We start from the raw sequence: 16,871 nt of genomic DNA, 5'->3' as shown, positions 1-16,871 counted from the left end.
CGCACATACAGCTTGAAGTATGACGGGTATAGATGGTATTACAGATTATTACTAAGTTATTACCTTTAGGTTTAAAGAGTATGACCACAGCTACACCTATCCGCCTGCTGGTACGCCCCATCACCGTAGCAGACAACCTCGCTATCGCTAATGTCATTCGGGAAGTTTCGGCTGAATTCGGCCTGACTGCCGATAAAGGCTATACCGTGTCTGATCCCAATTTGGATCACTTATATGAGCTGTACAGCCAGCCACGTAGCGCTTACTGGGTGATTGAAGTTGACGGAAATATTGCGGGCGGCGGCGGCGTGGCACCTTTGTCGGGTGGTGAAGCCTCTCTGTGTGAATTGCAGAAAATGTATTTCCTGCCGATATTGCGCGGCAAAGGGTTGGCTAAGCAGTTGGCGTTACAAGCGCTGGAGTTTGCCCGTCAACAGGGCTTCAACCGTTGCTATCTGGAGACCACGGCCAGTTTGACCAGTGCCGTAGGTTTATATGAAAGATTAGGTTTTGAGCATATCAATGGCCCAATGGGAAATACCGGTCATGTGGATTGCGAAGTGACTATGCTGAAATCGCTTTAACTTCCTCTCAGCAAATATCAAGGGACATTACACCCTAAAGTTAAGAACGGAGTGCCCGAAACGGTGAAAACAGGCAGATCGTAAAGACGCCGTAAACCCTTCCCTGGGGGCTCGAGCCGCGCCTTCCTTGGCGCGGACGCTTTACTCTTCTGCCTGCCCTCACCTTGGCAAGAGCGAGTGTTCGAAGCTTATCAGTCCCCTGATTAAATCCCCAAAGTCATTACCGTTACAGCAAGGCAGCAAACGAGCAACAAATCGGTCGGGAACCGATTTGAACAGCATTTATGCTGCCCGAAGGGGGAGCCTCAGGGACGAGGCTCATTAATCCCGATGAGCTGACTCAAGTCAGTGGTCCGGGTGCGTGAGTCCCGCTAACACAGCTATAGCGCCAAAGACGAAGAGGAATCTAGTGGCGCTTACCGTCGTCGTCTTCGTCCACTAACTCTTCGTCGTCGAACTCGCCGTCTTCATCATCTTCTGCGTTAGGATCTTCATAGTAAGTGCCCCAACCGTCATAATTCACGCCACATTTTTCAGCCAGTGCAATCAGCTGTTCAACCTGCGCATCAATAATTTCAGCATTCAGCGCAACTTCACTGATCACATCACAGCACATCACCACTGAGCCATCTTCGACTTCCAGCTCTTCAGCATCTGTCACTTCATAACCCAGCTTGAATGCTTCAACAGCAGCCTTTTCCAGCACTTCGAATTTCTCGGCGGAAAGGTGGTGCTCAATAGTGTAGAGCGCATCCGGATCGCTGCCATCGTCCAGTAATTCTTCGATGATCAGGCGGGTTTCGTCACGTTGTTCGTCCAGCATTTCGCGGTTTGCCATGCCTTTATCCTCAGTCAATGGGCTTAGTATGGCGCTATTTTCCCACACCCACGCTATTGCCTCCACTACAAACGAGAAAGATTTATTGATCGGGGTTGTAATTGAATATTTATACGTATAAATTGAATTTAAATTCAACCGAACTATTCAGGATGCAAAAGATGAACACGATGAGTCAGTTCTATAAACGTCACTTTCTAAGGTTACTGGATTTTACTCCCGCCGAGATTACAGCCCTGCTGGATTTGGCAGCTGATCTGAAGCAAGCCAAGAAATCCGGCTGTGAGCAACAAAAATTGGTAGGTAAGAATATCGCGCTCATCTTCGAAAAAGACTCGACACGTACTCGATGCTCTTTCGAAGTTGCCGCATATGATCAAGGTGCGCGGGTGACTTATCTCGGCCCAGGTGGAAGTCAAATAGGGCATAAAGAATCAATTAAAGATACCGCCAGAGTATTAGGTCGGATGTATGACGGTATTCAATATCGTGGTCACGGCCAAAAGGTGGTTGAAACGTTGGCTGAATTTGCCGGCGTGCCGGTATGGAATGGCCTGACCAATGAATTCCATCCAACCCAGTTACTGGCCGACTTACTGACTATGCAGGAGCACTTGCCGGGTAAGCCATTGAGTGAAATGAAATTTGCCTATCTTGGTGATGCTCGTAACAACATGGGTAATACCCTGTTAGAAGCGGCCGCTTTGGTAGGGATGGATTTACGTCTGGTCGCGCCAAAAGCATGCTGGCCGGAGGCCGAATTAGTCGTCGCTTGTCAGGCGCAGGCCAAAAAGACCGGTGGTAAAATCACCTTGACCGAAGATATTGCCGAAGGCGTCAAAGGGGCTGATTTCTTGTATACCGATGTATGGGTTTCGATGGGCGAACCGAAAGAAGTCTGGCAGGAGCGGGTTGCATTGCTCAAGCCCTATCAGGTCAATATGGATGTGGTGAAACTGACCGGTAACCCACAGGTTAAATTCCTGCATTGCTTGCCCGCGTTCCACGATGACCAAACTACCGTCGGCAAACAAATGGCCGAACTTTATGACTTACCGGGGGGCATGGAAGTGACCGACGAAGTATTTGAATCGGCTCACAGCATTGTGTTTGATCAGGCCGAAAACCGCCTGCACACCATCAAAGCCGTGATGGTTGCCACTCTGGGTCAAGAGTAATCATGATGAGGCCGGCAGCTGATGTGTCGGCTTTTAATTATTTTCACACCTAATCAATAGGCGTTATTGGCGCAGGCAGATTGAGTGCGGACAGCGCGCAGCCAACGGAGCATACACGGAGTATGTGACGGCGGCGAGCACTGCCCGAAGCTCAAGCTGGCAAGTGAAATAGCTTATTTTACCGCCAACTTAACTACGGCTTTTCGCACATTAGCCGGTTCGCCCACCGCACATAATGGTTTATGCACTTCTCCTGGGTAGAACACCACGAAATCACCGGTTTGCATGACAAACTGCTTCTCATCAACTCCTGCTGGTAAGAACGCTATATCTTTGTCTGCCAACCAGTCGGTATCGGGTTTGCCAGCAGGTAAGTTACTGAAAGTCATCCCCTCAACACCCGCCAGGACTATCTGAATATCCAGATATTTAGCGTGATATTCCGCGCGGCGGTTTTCCAGATAGTCAGTACTGTCATTGGAAATCAATACGAACAGGTTATTGCCATCAATATCATGCTTACCCAATGGCGTTTCTGCAGTGATGTGACTTTTCACATATTCAATAGCTTCTTTTAATTGCGCAGGCAGATAAGGCAATAATTCCAAATGATGGATGTTTCCGGTGATCATGGTTTTCCCTTCATATAAGTAAAATGAAATGACGTTCCATTATAACCATTTCATTCTATATTTAGTGGGAAGTCTCTAACATTTATTTATGCCGAAACAGCCTGTGGTATTGCTTACATGGGGTTCTACTATCAGTATTAAATCGCCGCAGAATCATTACATTTATACAATATTTCTTTATCACTAATTGTTATAACAAATAACTGTTGAGACTTTGACCACAGACGGCAAAGCTATTATCGTGAGAAACTGCGATGAAATAGTCGAAAAAACAATAATTTCCCATTGGTGTTATTACACCCGCTATATTTTAAAAATACGATGGTTCAATCCATTTCAGGGAGTCTCAATGAAAGCTAAAATTCTGTCACTATTGGTTTTGACAGCACTATCTGGCAGTGCACTGGCAGCAACGCCGCCAGATACTCTGGTTGTGGTGCAATCCCTGGATGATATCGTGAGCCTTGATCCGGCTGAAAGTAATGAGCTATCCAGTATTCAGACCGTACCAAGTCTTTATCAGCGGCTGGTGCAAGCCGATCGTGATAATCCGGCAAAAATAGAACCCGTTCTTGCAGAAAGCTGGCAGGGCGATGCCGCGGCAAAAACCCTTACGGTAAAATTACGTCCGCAGGCAGTATTTGCCTCCGGCAATCCGGTGCAAGCCGATGACGTGATTTATTCCTTTAATCGCGCTGTCAAGATGAACCGTTCACCGGCTTTTATCCTGAATGTCTTGGGCTGGGATGCGAGTAATATCGATCAGCATTTGAAGAAAATTGATAACAACACCGTGCAACTGAGCTGGAGTGCAGATGTCAGCCCCGCAGTTGCGCTGAATATTTTATCAACCCCCATTGCCTCAATTGTTGATAAAAAAGCGGTGACCGCTAATGTAAAAGATGACGACTATGGTAATGCCTGGTTGAAAATGCATTCAGCCGGTAGTGGCCCATTCAAAATGCGTGTTTATCAACCGCATCAGGCCATCGTACTGGACGCCAATCCGACATCTCCTGGCGATAAGCCTCTGATTAAAAATATCATTATTAAAAACGTTCCCGATCCAAGTGCTCGTCGCCTGCTGATCCAGCAAGGTGATGCTGATATCGCGCGTGAATTAGGGCCAGACCAAACTGCGGCACTGAAAACCCAGGCGGGTATTCAAGTTGTCGAGATCCCGTCTGCCGAACAAAATTATCTGGTATTTAATACGGCCAATCAGGCCAATCCGCTGTTGAGCAAACCTGAATTCTGGCAGGCTGCCCGATATTTGGTTGATTATCAGGGGATTACCAAAGATTTGCTGAAAGGCCAGTATTTTGTACACCAAAGTTTCTTGCCAGTGGGGTTACCGGGTGCGCTGGAAAGCAATCCGTTCACCTTTGATCCCGCTAAAGCCAAAGAAATTCTGACCAAAGCTGGTATTAAAGATGCCACGCTGACGCTGGATGTGGAGAACAAACCGCCATTCATTACAATTGCTCAGTCGCTGCAAGCCAGCTTTGCCCAAGGTGGCGTGAAATTGGTGTTATTACCAGCCGCTGGTAGCCAGGTGTATGGCCGCGTACGTGCCAAACAGCATCAGTCTGCTATCCGTCTGTGGATCCCGGACTACTTCGATGCACACTCAAATGCCAGCGCCTTTGCCTATAATGACGGTAAGAGCAGTACTGTTGCCGGTTTAAACGGCTGGGTTATTCCTGAGCTGAATAAACAAACATTGGCGGCAGTCGCCGAGGCTGATCCGGCCAAGCGCACCGCGCTCTACACTCAGTTACAGGAAGAGCTGCAAAAGAACTCGCCTTATATCTTTATTGATCAAGCCAAAGCACAAGTTGTGCTACGAGATAATGTAAAAGGCTATCAACAAGGTCTGAATGCAGATATGGTCTATTATGACCGCGTCAGCAAGTAGTGCTGATCTATCAATAAAGTCTTATGAAATATAAGTGAGTTGCTAGTCGATGTCTGTCGCACTAAATCAAACGCCGGGAACCCTATCCCGGCGTCGTCTTTGGGGGTTTTTACAGGGATTATTCACCCTGGCCCTGACCTTATTCGGTCTACTGGTTATCACCTTTTTCCTGTCGGCACTGTCGCCGGTGGACAGAGTGCTGCAAATCGTGGGCGACCACGCCAGTGAGGCCACTTATCAGCAAGTTAAACAACAACTTGGGTTGGATAAACCTTTACCGGTTCAGTTCTGGCATTATCTGGAACGGCTGGCTCATGGGGATCTGGGTGTCGCCAGCGCCAGCGGTCAGCCGGTATTACAAGATCTGTTGACCGTTTTCCCTGCCTCATTGGAACTGGCAACATTATCGCTAGTCATTGGCGCAGCACTGGGAGTTATCCTCGGCTTATTGTGCGCGCGCTGGGCGGGTAGCAAACTGGATGCCACTATCCGCTTTATCACCTTGCTAGGGAATTCGGTTCCTATCTTCTGGCTTGGCCTGCTGATGCTATTGCTATTTTATGCACGCCTGCAATGGAGCCCCGGCCCTGGCCGTCTCGATGATATTTATCAATATACCGTGGAAGCCACAACCGGTTTTGCCCTGATCGATACCTGGCGCTCAGGTGATGCTGGTGCCTTTAGTAATGCTCTGGCTCATTTGATCTTACCGGTTTCCCTGCTCTCTTATTACGCGCTTGCCAGTATTACTCGCCTGACACGTTCAGCTTGTCTGAGTGAACTGAATAAAGAGTACATCACACTGGCAAGAGCCAAAGGCGCGGGCGAGATGCGGATTTTATTGACGCATGTACTGCCGAATATCCGTGGCACCTTGCTGACAGTGATTGCTCTGGCCTATACCAGCATGTTGGAAGGTGCGGTGCTCACCGAAACCGTTTTTGCCTGGCCGGGCATTGGCCGTTATCTGACCAGCGCGCTGTTTGCCGGAGACACCACGGCCATTATGGGCGGAACACTGTTGCTGGGTATGTGCTTTATTTTGATTAACAATGTGACGGATCTGCTGGTCCGCTTGCTGGATCCGAGAACGCGCTGATATGTCGATACCGATAACAAAAATCTGCCACACGCTAAAGCGTTCCCCCTCCACCAGCATTGGGCTATTTATTCTCTCCTCACTGGTGTTTATCGCGATTTTCGCCCCGTGGCTGGCACCATTTGATCCCAACTGGCAAAACGCAGCCGACCGGTTGCTACCTCCGGGCGCAGTTCACTGGCTGGGAACTGACAGTTATGGCCGCGATATGCTGTCGCGCCTGATTTACGGCACGCGCCCTACCTTGGGGTTGGTGCTGCTGGTTACCGTCATAACCTTGCCGCTCGGCTTACTGGTCGGAGTGCTTTCTGGTTATTACGGCGGCTGGCTCGAACGTATTCTGATGCGCGTTACCGATGTGGTGATGTCAATGCCACGGCTGATTCTGGCTTTTGCTTTTGTTGCCATGCTTGGCCCCGGTTTAATTAACGGTGCGCTGGCATTGGCCCTGACCACTTGGCCGGCCTATGCCCGTCAGGCCAGAGCTGAGATTCAGTTATTACGTAAAAGTGATTATCTGGCCGCAGCTGAAATGATGGGAATCAAAGGGTTGCGGTTACTGTGGGGTCATATTCTCCCTATGTGCCTTCCTTCTGCGGTGGTGCGCCTGGCATTGGATTTAGCCGGTATTATTCTGGCTGCGGCAGGTCTTGGCTTCCTCGGATTAGGGGCGCGCCCGCCCATGTCAGAATGGGGTTCCATGGTCGCGGATGGCATGCAGGTTATCTTTGACCAATGGTGGATTGCCGCCATTCCGGGTTGCGCTATCTTACTGAGCAGTATGGCATTTAATCTGTTAGGCGATGGCCTGCGCGATATTTTGGACCCTCACCATGACTGATAAAATTTTTGCCGTCGACAATCTCTGTGTCGATTTCCAGCAACAGCGAGTGGTGGATAATATTTCATTCCATCTCGGTCGCGAACGGGTTGCACTGGTGGGTGAGTCCGGTTCGGGCAAGTCCATTACCGCCAGAGCATTGATGGGATTAGTTCGTGCTCCGGGCAAAGTCAGTGCTAACAAGCTCAGTTATTATGCTGATAACACCGATCAACAGGGCAATTCAGGTCAAGTTATCGAACACGACCTATTGCAGTTGAAACCGAAACAATGGGGCGCATTACGTGGCAGCGAAATTGCTATGGTACTGCAAGATCCGCGCTATGCGCTGAATCCGGTACGAACCGTGGGGAAACAAATTGAAGAATCCCTGCTGCTGCATAACACCCTTTCCCGCGCGGATACCCGCGAGCGAGTATTGAATGCGCTAGCCTCGGTCGGACTCAATGAAAGTGCCTGGCACAGTTATCCCGGCCAACTTTCTGGCGGTATGGGCCAACGAGCCATGTTAGCTATCGCTTTAGTGAATAACCCACGGGTATTAATTGCCGATGAGCCAACCTCCGCATTGGACGCCAAATTGCGTAATCAAATACTGGAGTTGATTGTCGAACAGACTGAGCAGCGCAATATGAGTTTGTTGTTGATCAGCCACGATCTGCCGTTAGTCGCCGAGCATTGCCATCGCGTGTTGGTGATGTATCAGGGGAAACTGGTAGATCAAGGCGCAGCAGCTGACCTGCCCCATTCAACTCACCCTTATACCCATACCTTATGGGCTTGCCGCCCAAATGCCAGTACCTATGGCACGGATCTGCCGGTATTAGATCGCAGCGCTGATTTCTCTGGAGGTTCCCGTGGCACTGATTGAAGTCAAAAATCTACGCGTCAGTTTTGCCCAAAAGAATCAGCTAAAAACAGCGGTTGAGTCGGTCAGTTTTGCGGTTGAAGCAGGTGAAACATTCAGCCTGATTGGGGCATCTGGCTGCGGTAAATCTACCGTATTACGTACTTTGGCCGGTTTACAGCGGGAGTGGCAAGGCGAGATAACCTTGCTGGGCCAACCATTGCAACCGGGGCAACGTTTCGTCGGCCAATTGCGTAAAGATGTGCAGATGGTATTCCAAGACCCTTATGCATCACTGCATCCTCAACATAATATTCAGCGCACACTGGGTGAGCCGCTAAAGATTCACGGTGAGCAAAATATCCAGCGGCGCATTGATCAGGCTTTAGAGCAAGTGGGCTTACCGGCATCGGCGGCGCAGCGCTACCCGCATCAATTTTCCGGTGGCCAGCGCCAGCGCATTGCCATCGCCCGCGCCCTGCTATTGCGGCCGAAACTGCTGCTGCTGGATGAACCGACCTCAGCATTAGATATGTCAGTGCAAGCGGAAATCCTCAATCTACTCAATCATTTGAAACGCGAACACGGTATGACCTATTTGTTGGTCAGCCATGACAGTGATGTGGTGGCACATATGTCCGAGCGCGCAGCCATGATGGAGAGTGGGAAAATTGTGAGAGAGTTTACGCGGCGGGATCTTGAGTTGGCGGAACATTTTATGGGGTAGCACTTTATAGGGCAACAAAGGCCGTTCAGTACCCGGCAAAACCGAGTAGTGAATGCTATCGAAACATGAGGTAGCGGTAGATAAACCGTTCTAAATCTTGTTTTATACTGACAAAAGCCAGTATTTCCACAGTTTGGTCATCATAGTCATAGATGACGCGGTACTCACTGTCGGGATCTAGCCGCTCACGCAATTGCACACCGCTATCTGATAACATTGAGTTAAAACGATAGCGGACCGGATCTTCACTGTATACCTCTGCCGATTTACCCCCGCGGGTGCGCGTTTGGATCGATTTTTTGCTGGAACAGTTCCGCCCAATGAAGCGCTAACTCATCCTATTTTGTGCAAAAAAAGTGGCATAAAAATGTCCATTTTGTGATGCACTGAACAGGGAATAAACCTAAAGCTGATTTCCTTGTTCTAGGTCAATTATGTTGACTGTCACTTCTGTCATTACCCATATATAGTGTCTATGGGAATTAACACACCTATATATAGTAGTTATCCACAAAACCATCCACACCCCCTCGCAGCCCTTATGTGCTGCGGTTTGCCTTGTGGATAAGATTGTTTTGGGGCTAATCCTACGCGGCAGGATACAGGAGCGACATTGTGAAAACAGTAGTGATTAAACGGGACGGTTGTCAGGTACCTTTTGATGAGGTACGAATCAAGGAAGCTGTCGAGCGCGCAGCGCTAGCGGTTGGCGTGGTAGACGCAGATTATTGTGCAACTGTTGCCCGAGTGGTCGCTCAGACGATGGAGAACCAGCCGAAAGTTGATATCCGCGATATCCAAACTGCGGTAGAAAACCAGCTGATGGCAGGTCAATACAAGCAACTCGCCCGAGCCTATATCGAATATCGCCATGACCGGGATATCTCGCGCGAACTGCGCGGTCGCCTGAATCAGGAGATCCAAGGTTTGGTAGAGCAAAGTAACAAAGCGCTACTGAACGAAAATGCGAATAAAGACAGCAAAGTCATCCCAACTCAGCGCGATCTGCTGGCTGGTATTGTTGCGAAACACTACGCCAAACAACATATTTTGCCGCGAGACGTGGTTTTAGCTCATGAACGTGGTGAAATTCACTATCACGATCTGGATTACGCGCCATTTTTCCCGATGTTCAACTGTATGTTGATTGATCTCAAGGGGATGCTGACCCAAGGTTTTAAAATGGGTAACGCAGAAATAGAGCCACCAAAATCCATTTCTACTGCTACCGCAGTGACCGCGCAGATTATTGCGCAGGTAGCCAGCCATATCTATGGTGGCACAACCATTAACCGCATCGATGAAATTTTGGCACCGTTTGTCACCGAAAGTTTCAATAAACACAAGCGGGTCGCTGAAGAGTGGCAGATTCCAGATGCTGACGGCTATGCCCGGTCACGCACCGAAAAAGAGTGTTATGACGCTTTCCAATCGCTGGAATATGAAGTGAATACCCTGCATACCGCCAATGGCCAAACACCGTTTGTTACCTTCGGCTTCGGGTTAGGTGCCAGTTGGGAGTCGCGCATGATTCAGCAGGCGATTCTGCGTAATCGCATTGCTGGTTTGGGCAAAAACCGTAAAACTGCGGTGTTCCCAAAACTGGTGTTTGCTATCCGCGATGGCCTTAACCATAAATTTGGCGATCCCAATTACGATATCAAGCAGTTAGCACTTGAGTGTGCCACCAAGCGCATGTATCCAGATATTCTCAATTACGATCAAGTGGTTAAAGTTACCGGCTCCTTCAAAACACCAATGGGCTGCCGTAGCTTCCTTGGTGTTTATGAAGAAAATGGCGAACAGATCCACGATGGCCGTAACAATTTGGGAGTTATCAGCCTTAACCTGCCGCGCATTGCTTTAGAAGCTCAAGGTGATGAAGATAAATTCTGGCGATTACTGGATGAACGCCTGCTGTTAGCCAAGAAAGCCTTAATGACCCGCATTGCCCGACTCGAAGGGATCAAAGCCCGCGTGGCTCCTATCCTGTATATGGAAGGGGCTTGCGGTGTGCGCTTGCAAGCGGATGACAATATCTCTGAAATCTTCAAAAATGGCCGCGCATCTATCTCGCTGGGCTTTATTGGTATTCATGAAACGGTTAATGCTCTGTTTGGCAATAAATCTCATGTATTTGATGACGAAAAGTTACGTGCAAAAGGCGTGGCTATCGTCGAGCGCATGAGACAAGCAACGGATAGCTGGAAAGAAGAAACTGGCTACGCCTTTAGCCTGTACAGCACACCGAGCGAAAACCTCTGTGACCGCTTCTGCCGCCTGGATACCGCAGAATTTGGCGTGGTAGAAGGTGTCACCGACAAAGGCTATTACACCAACAGCTTCCATCTGGATGTTGAAAAGAAAGTTAACCCGTACGACAAACTGGACTTCGAAGCGCCCTATCCTCCATTGGCTAACGGCGGTTTCATCTGTTACGGCGAATACCCTAACTTGCAGCATAACCTCAGAGCGCTGGAAGATGTCTGGGATTACAGCTACAGCCGGGTGCCATATTACGGCACCAACACACCAATTGATGAATGCTACGAGTGCGGTTTTACCGGCGAATTCTCCTGTACCAGCAAGGGCTTCACCTGCCCGAAATGCGGTAATCATGAACCATCAAAAGTGTCAGTCACCCGTCGGGTATGTGGCTATTTGGGTAGCCCGGATGCACGCCCATTTAACGCCGGCAAACAAGAAGAAGTGAAGCGTCGCGTTAAGCATTTGGCAAACGGACAACTGGGCTAACCCACCAAAGACGAAGGCCCAAAGTAATTGGAGTTGCAGGTAGGCAGCAAACGAGCTTATCCCGATGAGCTTACTGATGTAAGTGATTCGGGTAAGTGAACGTAGCGAACACCCCTGCGGCTTCAAGTACGAGGGAGGCACTGATTATGAATTATCATCAATATTATAGCGTCGACGTTATAAATGGCCCTGGCACTCGCTGTACGCTGTTCGTCTCTGGCTGCGTACACGAATGTGTAGGTTGTTATAACAAAAGCACCTGGCGGCTGAATTCGGGTAAGCCATTTACCCAAGAAATGGAAGATAAAATCATAGCGGATCTGAACGATCCTCGTATCCACCGGCAAGGGTTATCCCTCTCCGGCGGTGACCCGCTGCATCCACAAAATCTGTCCGCCATTCTGCAACTGGTCAAACGCGTACGCCAGGAGTGCGACGGTAAAGATATTTGGGTCTGGACTGGCTATACAATGGCTGAACTGACCGCCGACCAACATCAAGTGGTTGATTTAATCAATGTGCTGGTCGATGGCAAATTTGTGCAAGACCTAAAAGACCCGTCGCTTATTTGGCGCGGCAGCGGTAATCAGGTTATCCATTTTCTACGCTAATTTATTTTAGCCATTCTGTGCACTCTTCAGAGCCAGAATGGCGACTACTCCCCCTTAAATTCCTCACCTCTGAAAAACGGTTTATCACGCCACAAGATTTCATCGTTCCGCCATCTCAGCTTAACCCTACTGTCATTAAAAACCGCCAGCATAGCGGGTGAGAAAACTTACTGGTTATCACCATGACAATCCGCCACCTGCTCATCAGTATTGCTCCTTGTGTTTCATTGTGGATGGCCGTCAGAAGTGATGATGCACACAGAGGGTATATCTGCCATGCACTTATCTAGACCACCGACCAGTTATCCCACCCGCTATCAACAAATTGCGGCCCAATTAGAACAGGAGCTGCGCGGTGCTTATCGCTGCGGAGATTATCTGCCGTCTGAACAGCAGTTAGCCGAACGTTATCAGGTCAATCGCCATACCCTGCGTCGGGCCGTCGATGAATTGGTCGAACGCGGCTGGCTGCAACGTCGGCAAGGTATCGGCATTCTGGTGTTAATGCGCCCTTATGACTACCCGCTACATGCCAATGCGCGCTTTAGCCAAAACTTATTAGATCAGGGTAGTGACCCCACCAGTGAGCGCTTACTCGCCGTCTTACGCCCGTGCATTGAGCATGTCGCCAAAGCGCTGTCATTGGATGAAGGGACGACAGTGATTCATTTACGCACCTTACGGCGAGTCAATGGTGTACCGGTCTGCGTTATCGATCATTACCTGCCGGATTTGAGTTGGTGGCCCGCATTGCAGCAGTTTAACTCCGGCTCACTGCATCAATTCATCAGCCAACATCTGCAACAGCCTTTAAGCCGTAGCCAGACTCGCATTAGCGCACGCCGTGCTCAGGCCAAAGAGAGCCGTTTACTTGAAATTGCCACCCATGCGCCGCTGCTCTGTGTGCGCACCTTGAATATCCGTGTTGATAGCCAGCAGGTGGCGGAGTACTCCGTCAGCCTGACGCGCGCCGACATGATTGAACTGACCATGGAGCACTAAATGGAAAGTATCTCTAACACCCGGCAGGGTTGGATGTCGGTGTTGGCCCACAGCCAACCGGAGCAATTGCTTGCACATTGGCAACCCTTGAATCTGGTACCGCAGTATCAGGTGATCCGTGCGCCAGAGATTGGTTTGAGCCAATTACAGGCGCGAATGGGCGGCACTGGCCGCCGGTTTATTCTGGGCGATATGACCCTCACCCGCGCGGTAATCAGGCTCAACGATAGCGCCGATATCTATGGTTACAGCTATATTGCCGGGCGCAATAAACCTCATGCAGAACTCTGCGCGCTATTAGATGCGTTATTACAGCTTTCCAGCATAAATGGAAAACCAGCCGGTCTGAGTGAATTGCTGCTGAAAACCGTCATTCATCCTCTAGCGGCCATACAGCAGGAGCGGCGGGAATTGCGCGCTCGCGCTATCGCCACCAGTAAAGTGGATTTCTTCACCCTGGTGCGAGGAGAAGACTAATGAGCCTATTAAACCATTTTGATCAGCCGGTTGATGATGCTCAGCACGCTTTTCGCCGTATTCTCAAGGCATTAAGCGAACCGGGAGTTGTCGTTTCACTGCCCCATAGCAGCGGCTGGCAGCCATTAAATCCCGCCACCACCAGCATCCTGCTGACCCTGGTTGATCAGGAAACGCCGCTCTACCTGGATGAACCGCTCAACAATGATGTCGTGCAACAGAATATACGTTTTCATTGCGGAGCGCCGCTGACAACCAGCATCAAAAATTCAATTTTTTCTTTATTTGACAATGAGATAAAAGAAGAACTTTTGATTAGCTGCCCGGCGGGTAGTGAACTTTCGCCAGAGCACTCCACCACCGTCATTCTTCAGGCCACCAGTCTGCACCTTGGTGTGCCTCTGCGCCTACGCGGGCCGGGCATTGAGCACCACCGTACTGTTGCTCCGCAATTGCCCTCTACCGTGCTGGATTACCTGCTTAACTGCCCGATCGCATTCCCTGCCGGCCTCGATTTTCTGTTGACCTGCGGCGAGAACTTAATGGCTATCCCACGAACCACCCATGTGGAGGTGTGCTGATGTACGTTGCAGTCAAAGGGGGCGAAAAAGCCATTGCGGCAGCCCATCAATTACTCGAACACCAGCGCCGTGGTGATACACAGATCCCGGCTATCGATTGCGAACAGATTGAGCAACAGCTAGGTCTGGCGGTAGATCGGGTGATGACTGAGGGCGGTATCTATGATCGCGAGCTGGCTGCATTGGCCATCAAGCAAGCCAGCGGTGATCTGGTCGAAGCGATTTTCCTACTGCGCGCCTACCGCACCACATTACCGCGTCTGGCCGTCAGCCAACCGTTGGCAACTGGCAATATGCGGCTGGAGCGGCGCATCTCCGCCATTTACAAAGATTTGCCCGGCGGGCAAGTGCTCGGCCCCACCTATGATTACACCCATCGACTACTGGATTTCACCCTGCTGGCCTCGGGTGAAGCGCCGCACGCGCTCAATCGCAGGGAAATATCGCCAGAAGATGTATCGCAAAATAATTGCGCTCATGTGTTTGATTTATTAGCGCAAGAGCAATTAGCAAAAGTTGAGCGGGATGACGGCACCCCGCCGGAAGATATCACCCGCAACCCACCGGTTTATCCGTGTAATCGCTCAGCCCGGCTGCAACAACTGGTGCGCGGTGATGAAGGTTTCCTGCTGGCGCTGGGCTATTCCACCCAGCGCGGTTATGGTCGAACTCATCCATTCGCCGCCGAGATCCGCACCGGCGAGCTGACCATTTCAATTGAGCCGGAAGAACTGGGATTTGCGATTGATATCGGTGAGATCTTACTCACCGAATGCGAAATGGTGAATGGTTTTGTCAGCCCGGCAGCAGAACCCCCACATTTCACTCGCGGTTACGGTTTGGTGTTTGGTCGTGGTGAGCGCAAAGCCATGTCGATGGCCTTGATGGATCGCGCCTTGCAAAGCCGGGAATACGACGAAAATGTCGCCAGTCCGGCGCAAGATGAAGAGTTTGTGTTATCCCACGCCGACAATGTCGAAGCCGCCGGTTTTGTCTCTCATCTCAAATTGCCCCATTACGTTGATTTTCAAGCGGAGCTGGAGTTACTCAAGCGCCTGCGCCGTGAGCATTCATCCGTAGCCGCAGAACAACAGGAGCCGCGCCATGACTGAAGTTCTCACCGGTTACAATCTGGGCTATCTGGACGAGCAAACCAAAAGAACATTACGCCGCGCGTTACTGAAAGCTGTGGCCATCCCCGGTTATCAAGTGCCATTCGGCGGCCGTGAGATGCCGATGCCTTATGGCTGGGGCACCGGAGGCATTCAGTTAACCGCCTGCCTGATTGGCCGTTACGATGTACTGAAAGTGATCGACCAGGGAGCCGACGACACCACTAATGCGGTGTCGATCCGCCGCTTCTTCCAGCGGGTCAGCGGAGTGGCGACTACCGAAAAAACCACTGACGCTACCTTGATCCAGACCCGGCACCGCATTCCAGAAACGCCGCTGACGGAGGATCAGATCCTTATCTATCAGGTGCCGATCCCGGAGCCGTTGCGCTTTATTGAACCGCGCGAAACCGAGACACGCAAAATGCATGCGCTGGAGGAGTACGGCGTAATGCAAGTCAAGCTATATGAAGATATCGCCCGCTACGGCCATATCGCGACCACCTATGCCTATCCGGTAAAAGTGAATGATCGCTATGTGATGGACCCATCGCCAATTCCGAAATTTGATAATCCCAAAATGCACATGATGCCCGCGCTGCAACTGTTTGGGGCCGGCCGTGAAAAACGCCTGTATGCCCTGCCACCTTTTACCAAAGTGGAAAGTCTGGACTTCGACGATCACCCTTTTAGCGTGCAGCAATGGGATGAACCCTGTGCTTTGTGCGGCTCGCGCCACAGTTATCTCGATGAGGTGGTGATGGACGATAAGGGCAGCCGGATGTTTGTTTGTTCGGATACTGATTTTTGCCAGCAGCAACTGGCTCAGGCCGCCCCACAAGAGGTGAATATTCAATGATCGTTGAACAGGTTATTTCAAAACCCTCTGCTGTTCACCCGCTGTTGTCGGTGGAGAATCTTACCCATTTGTATGCGCCGGGTAAGGGATTCAGTGATGTCTCTTTCCAACTGTATCCCGGTGAAGTGTTAGGGATTGTTGGTGAATCGGGTTCGGGCAAAACCACCTTGCTGAAATCCATTTCAGCCCGTCTGGCACCGCAACATGGGCAAATTTTTTATCGGCCTGAGGCCCAATCAGCGGTTGATTTGTATCAGATGGCCGAAAGCCAGCGCCGCCGTTTACTGCGCACCGAATGGGGCGTAGTGCATCAGCACCCACTCGATGGGCTGCGGCCACAAGTCTCGGCGGGCGGCAATATCGGCGAGCGACTGATGGCTATCGGTCAGCGCCATTATGGCGAGATCCGCCAACAAGCAGGCCGCTGGCTGGAAGATGTCGAGATCCCCTTATCCCGTCTTGATGACCTGCCCACCACCTTCTCCGGCGGCATGCAGCAGCGACTGCAAATTGCCCGCAATCTGGTGACGCATCCGAAGCTGGTATTTATGGACGAACCGACTGGTGGCCTCGACGTGTCAGTGCAAGCACGGTTGCTGGATTTACTGCGCAATCTGGTGGTGGAAATGCAATTGGCGGTGGTGATTGTCACTCATGACTTGGGAGTTGCCCGCTTATTGGCTAACCGTCTGCTGGTGATGAAAGAGGGGCAAGTTATCGAAAGTGGCCTGACTGACCGGGTGCTGGATGACCCGCACCATCCGTATACCCAGCTACTGGTTTCATCGGTATTACAAAACTGAGTGAGAAC

At 50.5% G+C, this 16,871-nt stretch carries 17 protein-coding genes; 15 read left to right on the top strand and 2 right to left on the bottom strand.

The features are described 5' to 3' along the window. Positions 1-80: 80 nt before the first annotated feature. A complete protein-coding gene (locus FTB31_RS00905; protein ID WP_019084214.1) occupies positions 81-584 on the top strand; it encodes a GNAT family N-acetyltransferase in 504 nt (167 codons plus the stop codon). A 406-nt stretch (positions 585-990) separates the two neighbouring features. Here FTB31_RS00905 and rraB read toward each other — a convergent pair whose 3' ends face one another. Further along, complete coding sequence (gene rraB, locus FTB31_RS00900; protein WP_026017976.1) at positions 991-1,422, bottom strand: ribonuclease E inhibitor RraB; 432 nt, start codon at positions 1,420-1,422, stop codon at positions 991-993. A 170-nt stretch (positions 1,423-1,592) separates the two neighbouring features. Between rraB and argF the strand changes: the two genes are divergently transcribed. Further along, complete coding sequence (argF, locus tag FTB31_RS00895) at positions 1,593-2,600, top strand: ornithine carbamoyltransferase (RefSeq protein ID WP_227721948.1); 1,008 nt, start codon at positions 1,593-1,595, stop codon at positions 2,598-2,600. Positions 2,601-2,773: 173 nt separating this feature from the next. Here the strand turns inward: argF and FTB31_RS00890 are convergent, their stop codons facing one another. Then, the gene (locus tag FTB31_RS00890) at positions 2,774-3,232 is read right to left on the bottom strand and encodes a YhcH/YjgK/YiaL family protein (protein ID WP_050875469.1); all 459 of its coding nucleotides are present in this window, start codon (positions 3,230-3,232) and stop codon (positions 2,774-2,776) included. 349 nt (positions 3,233-3,581) lie between these two features. Here FTB31_RS00890 and FTB31_RS00885 point away from each other — a divergent pair, with 349 nt between their 5' ends. The 13 genes from FTB31_RS00885 (at position 3,582) to phnK (ending at position 16,863) form a co-directional block, all read left to right on the top strand. Beyond that, a complete protein-coding gene (locus tag FTB31_RS00885; RefSeq protein WP_050075722.1) occupies positions 3,582-5,150 on the top strand; it encodes an ABC transporter substrate-binding protein in 1,569 nt (522 codons plus the stop codon). Positions 5,151-5,199: 49 nt separating this feature from the next. After that, the gene (locus FTB31_RS00880) at positions 5,200-6,249 is read left to right on the top strand and encodes an ABC transporter permease (RefSeq protein ID WP_050075720.1); all 1,050 of its coding nucleotides are present in this window, start codon (positions 5,200-5,202) and stop codon (positions 6,247-6,249) included. Between the two features lie 7 nt (positions 6,250-6,256). Further along, a complete protein-coding gene (locus tag FTB31_RS00875; RefSeq protein WP_026017978.1) occupies positions 6,257-7,090 on the top strand; it encodes an ABC transporter permease in 834 nt (277 codons plus the stop codon). Beyond that, entirely contained in the window at positions 7,083-7,961 is an 879-nt protein-coding gene (locus FTB31_RS00870; protein ID WP_077174293.1) for an ABC transporter ATP-binding protein, read from the top strand. The genes FTB31_RS00875 and FTB31_RS00870 overlap by 8 nt, the downstream gene beginning before the upstream one ends. Next, on the top strand, positions 7,948-8,664 hold the full coding sequence (locus tag FTB31_RS00865; protein ID WP_050075718.1) for an ABC transporter ATP-binding protein: 717 nt from the start codon (positions 7,948-7,950) through the stop codon (positions 8,662-8,664). The genes FTB31_RS00870 and FTB31_RS00865 overlap by 14 nt, the downstream gene beginning before the upstream one ends. Before the next feature lie 615 nt (positions 8,665-9,279). After that, positions 9,280-11,418, top strand: coding sequence for an anaerobic ribonucleoside-triphosphate reductase (gene nrdD, locus FTB31_RS00860; protein ID WP_050075716.1), 2,139 nt, complete (start codon positions 9,280-9,282; stop codon positions 11,416-11,418). 146 nt (positions 11,419-11,564) lie between these two features. Continuing rightward, positions 11,565-12,029 (top strand): anaerobic ribonucleoside-triphosphate reductase-activating protein, encoded by a 465-nt coding sequence (gene nrdG / locus FTB31_RS00855; RefSeq protein ID WP_050075715.1) that lies wholly within the window; start codon positions 11,565-11,567, stop codon positions 12,027-12,029. 276 nt (positions 12,030-12,305) lie between these two features. Further along, the gene (phnF, locus tag FTB31_RS00850) at positions 12,306-13,031 is read left to right on the top strand and encodes a phosphonate metabolism transcriptional regulator PhnF (RefSeq protein ID WP_019084225.1); all 726 of its coding nucleotides are present in this window, start codon (positions 12,306-12,308) and stop codon (positions 13,029-13,031) included. After that, on the top strand, positions 13,032-13,508 hold the full coding sequence (phnG, locus tag FTB31_RS00845; RefSeq protein ID WP_077174295.1) for a phosphonate C-P lyase system protein PhnG: 477 nt from the start codon (positions 13,032-13,034) through the stop codon (positions 13,506-13,508). Continuing rightward, entirely contained in the window at positions 13,508-14,089 is a 582-nt protein-coding gene (gene phnH / locus FTB31_RS00840; protein ID WP_227720455.1) for a phosphonate C-P lyase system protein PhnH, read from the top strand. The genes phnG and phnH overlap by 1 nt, the downstream gene beginning before the upstream one ends. Continuing rightward, the gene (locus FTB31_RS00835; protein ID WP_077293400.1) at positions 14,089-15,201 is read left to right on the top strand and encodes a carbon-phosphorus lyase complex subunit PhnI; all 1,113 of its coding nucleotides are present in this window, start codon (positions 14,089-14,091) and stop codon (positions 15,199-15,201) included. Before phnH ends, FTB31_RS00835 begins: the two co-directional genes overlap by 1 nt. Further along, positions 15,194-16,060 carry an alpha-D-ribose 1-methylphosphonate 5-phosphate C-P-lyase PhnJ gene (locus FTB31_RS00830; RefSeq protein ID WP_050075710.1) on the top strand — a complete coding sequence of 289 codons (867 nt, stop codon included), beginning with the start codon at positions 15,194-15,196 and terminating at the stop codon, positions 16,058-16,060. The genes FTB31_RS00835 and FTB31_RS00830 overlap by 8 nt, the downstream gene beginning before the upstream one ends. After that, on the top strand, positions 16,057-16,863 hold the full coding sequence (phnK, locus tag FTB31_RS00825) for a phosphonate C-P lyase system protein PhnK (RefSeq protein WP_227726640.1): 807 nt from the start codon (positions 16,057-16,059) through the stop codon (positions 16,861-16,863). The genes FTB31_RS00830 and phnK overlap by 4 nt, the downstream gene beginning before the upstream one ends. Positions 16,864-16,871: the final 8 nt, after the last annotated feature.

The organism is Yersinia proxima, from assembly GCF_902170785.1.
GTDB classification, from domain to species: Bacteria; Pseudomonadota; Gammaproteobacteria; order Enterobacterales; family Enterobacteriaceae; genus Yersinia; species Yersinia proxima.
Note: the sequence above shows the minus strand (reverse complement) of the source record. Positions and strands in the feature narration are given on the sequence as shown.

Excerpts from the sequence above, each read along its gene's own strand:
- FTB31_RS00905 (WP_019084214.1), top strand. The coding sequence starts at position 81 with ATGACCACAGCTACACCTATCCGCCTGCTGGTACGCCCCATCACCGTA.
- rraB (WP_026017976.1), bottom strand. The coding sequence starts at position 1,422 with ATGGCAAACCGCGAAATGCTGGACGAACAACGTGACGAAACCCGCCTG.
- argF (WP_227721948.1), top strand. The coding sequence starts at position 1,593 with ATGAGTCAGTTCTATAAACGTCACTTTCTAAGGTTACTGGATTTTACT.
- FTB31_RS00890 (WP_050875469.1), bottom strand. The coding sequence starts at position 3,232 with ATGATCACCGGAAACATCCATCATTTGGAATTATTGCCTTATCTGCCT.
- FTB31_RS00885 (WP_050075722.1), top strand. The coding sequence starts at position 3,582 with ATGAAAGCTAAAATTCTGTCACTATTGGTTTTGACAGCACTATCTGGC.
- FTB31_RS00880 (WP_050075720.1), top strand. The coding sequence starts at position 5,200 with ATGTCTGTCGCACTAAATCAAACGCCGGGAACCCTATCCCGGCGTCGT.
- FTB31_RS00870 (WP_077174293.1), top strand. The coding sequence starts at position 7,083 with ATGACTGATAAAATTTTTGCCGTCGACAATCTCTGTGTCGATTTCCAG.
- nrdG (WP_050075715.1), top strand. The coding sequence starts at position 11,565 with ATGAATTATCATCAATATTATAGCGTCGACGTTATAAATGGCCCTGGC.
- phnF (WP_019084225.1), top strand. The coding sequence starts at position 12,306 with ATGCACTTATCTAGACCACCGACCAGTTATCCCACCCGCTATCAACAA.
- phnG (WP_077174295.1), top strand. The coding sequence starts at position 13,032 with ATGGAAAGTATCTCTAACACCCGGCAGGGTTGGATGTCGGTGTTGGCC.
- phnH (WP_227720455.1), top strand. The coding sequence starts at position 13,508 with ATGAGCCTATTAAACCATTTTGATCAGCCGGTTGATGATGCTCAGCAC.
- FTB31_RS00835 (WP_077293400.1), top strand. The coding sequence starts at position 14,089 with ATGTACGTTGCAGTCAAAGGGGGCGAAAAAGCCATTGCGGCAGCCCAT.
- FTB31_RS00830 (WP_050075710.1), top strand. The coding sequence starts at position 15,194 with ATGACTGAAGTTCTCACCGGTTACAATCTGGGCTATCTGGACGAGCAA.
- phnK (WP_227726640.1), top strand. The coding sequence starts at position 16,057 with ATGATCGTTGAACAGGTTATTTCAAAACCCTCTGCTGTTCACCCGCTG.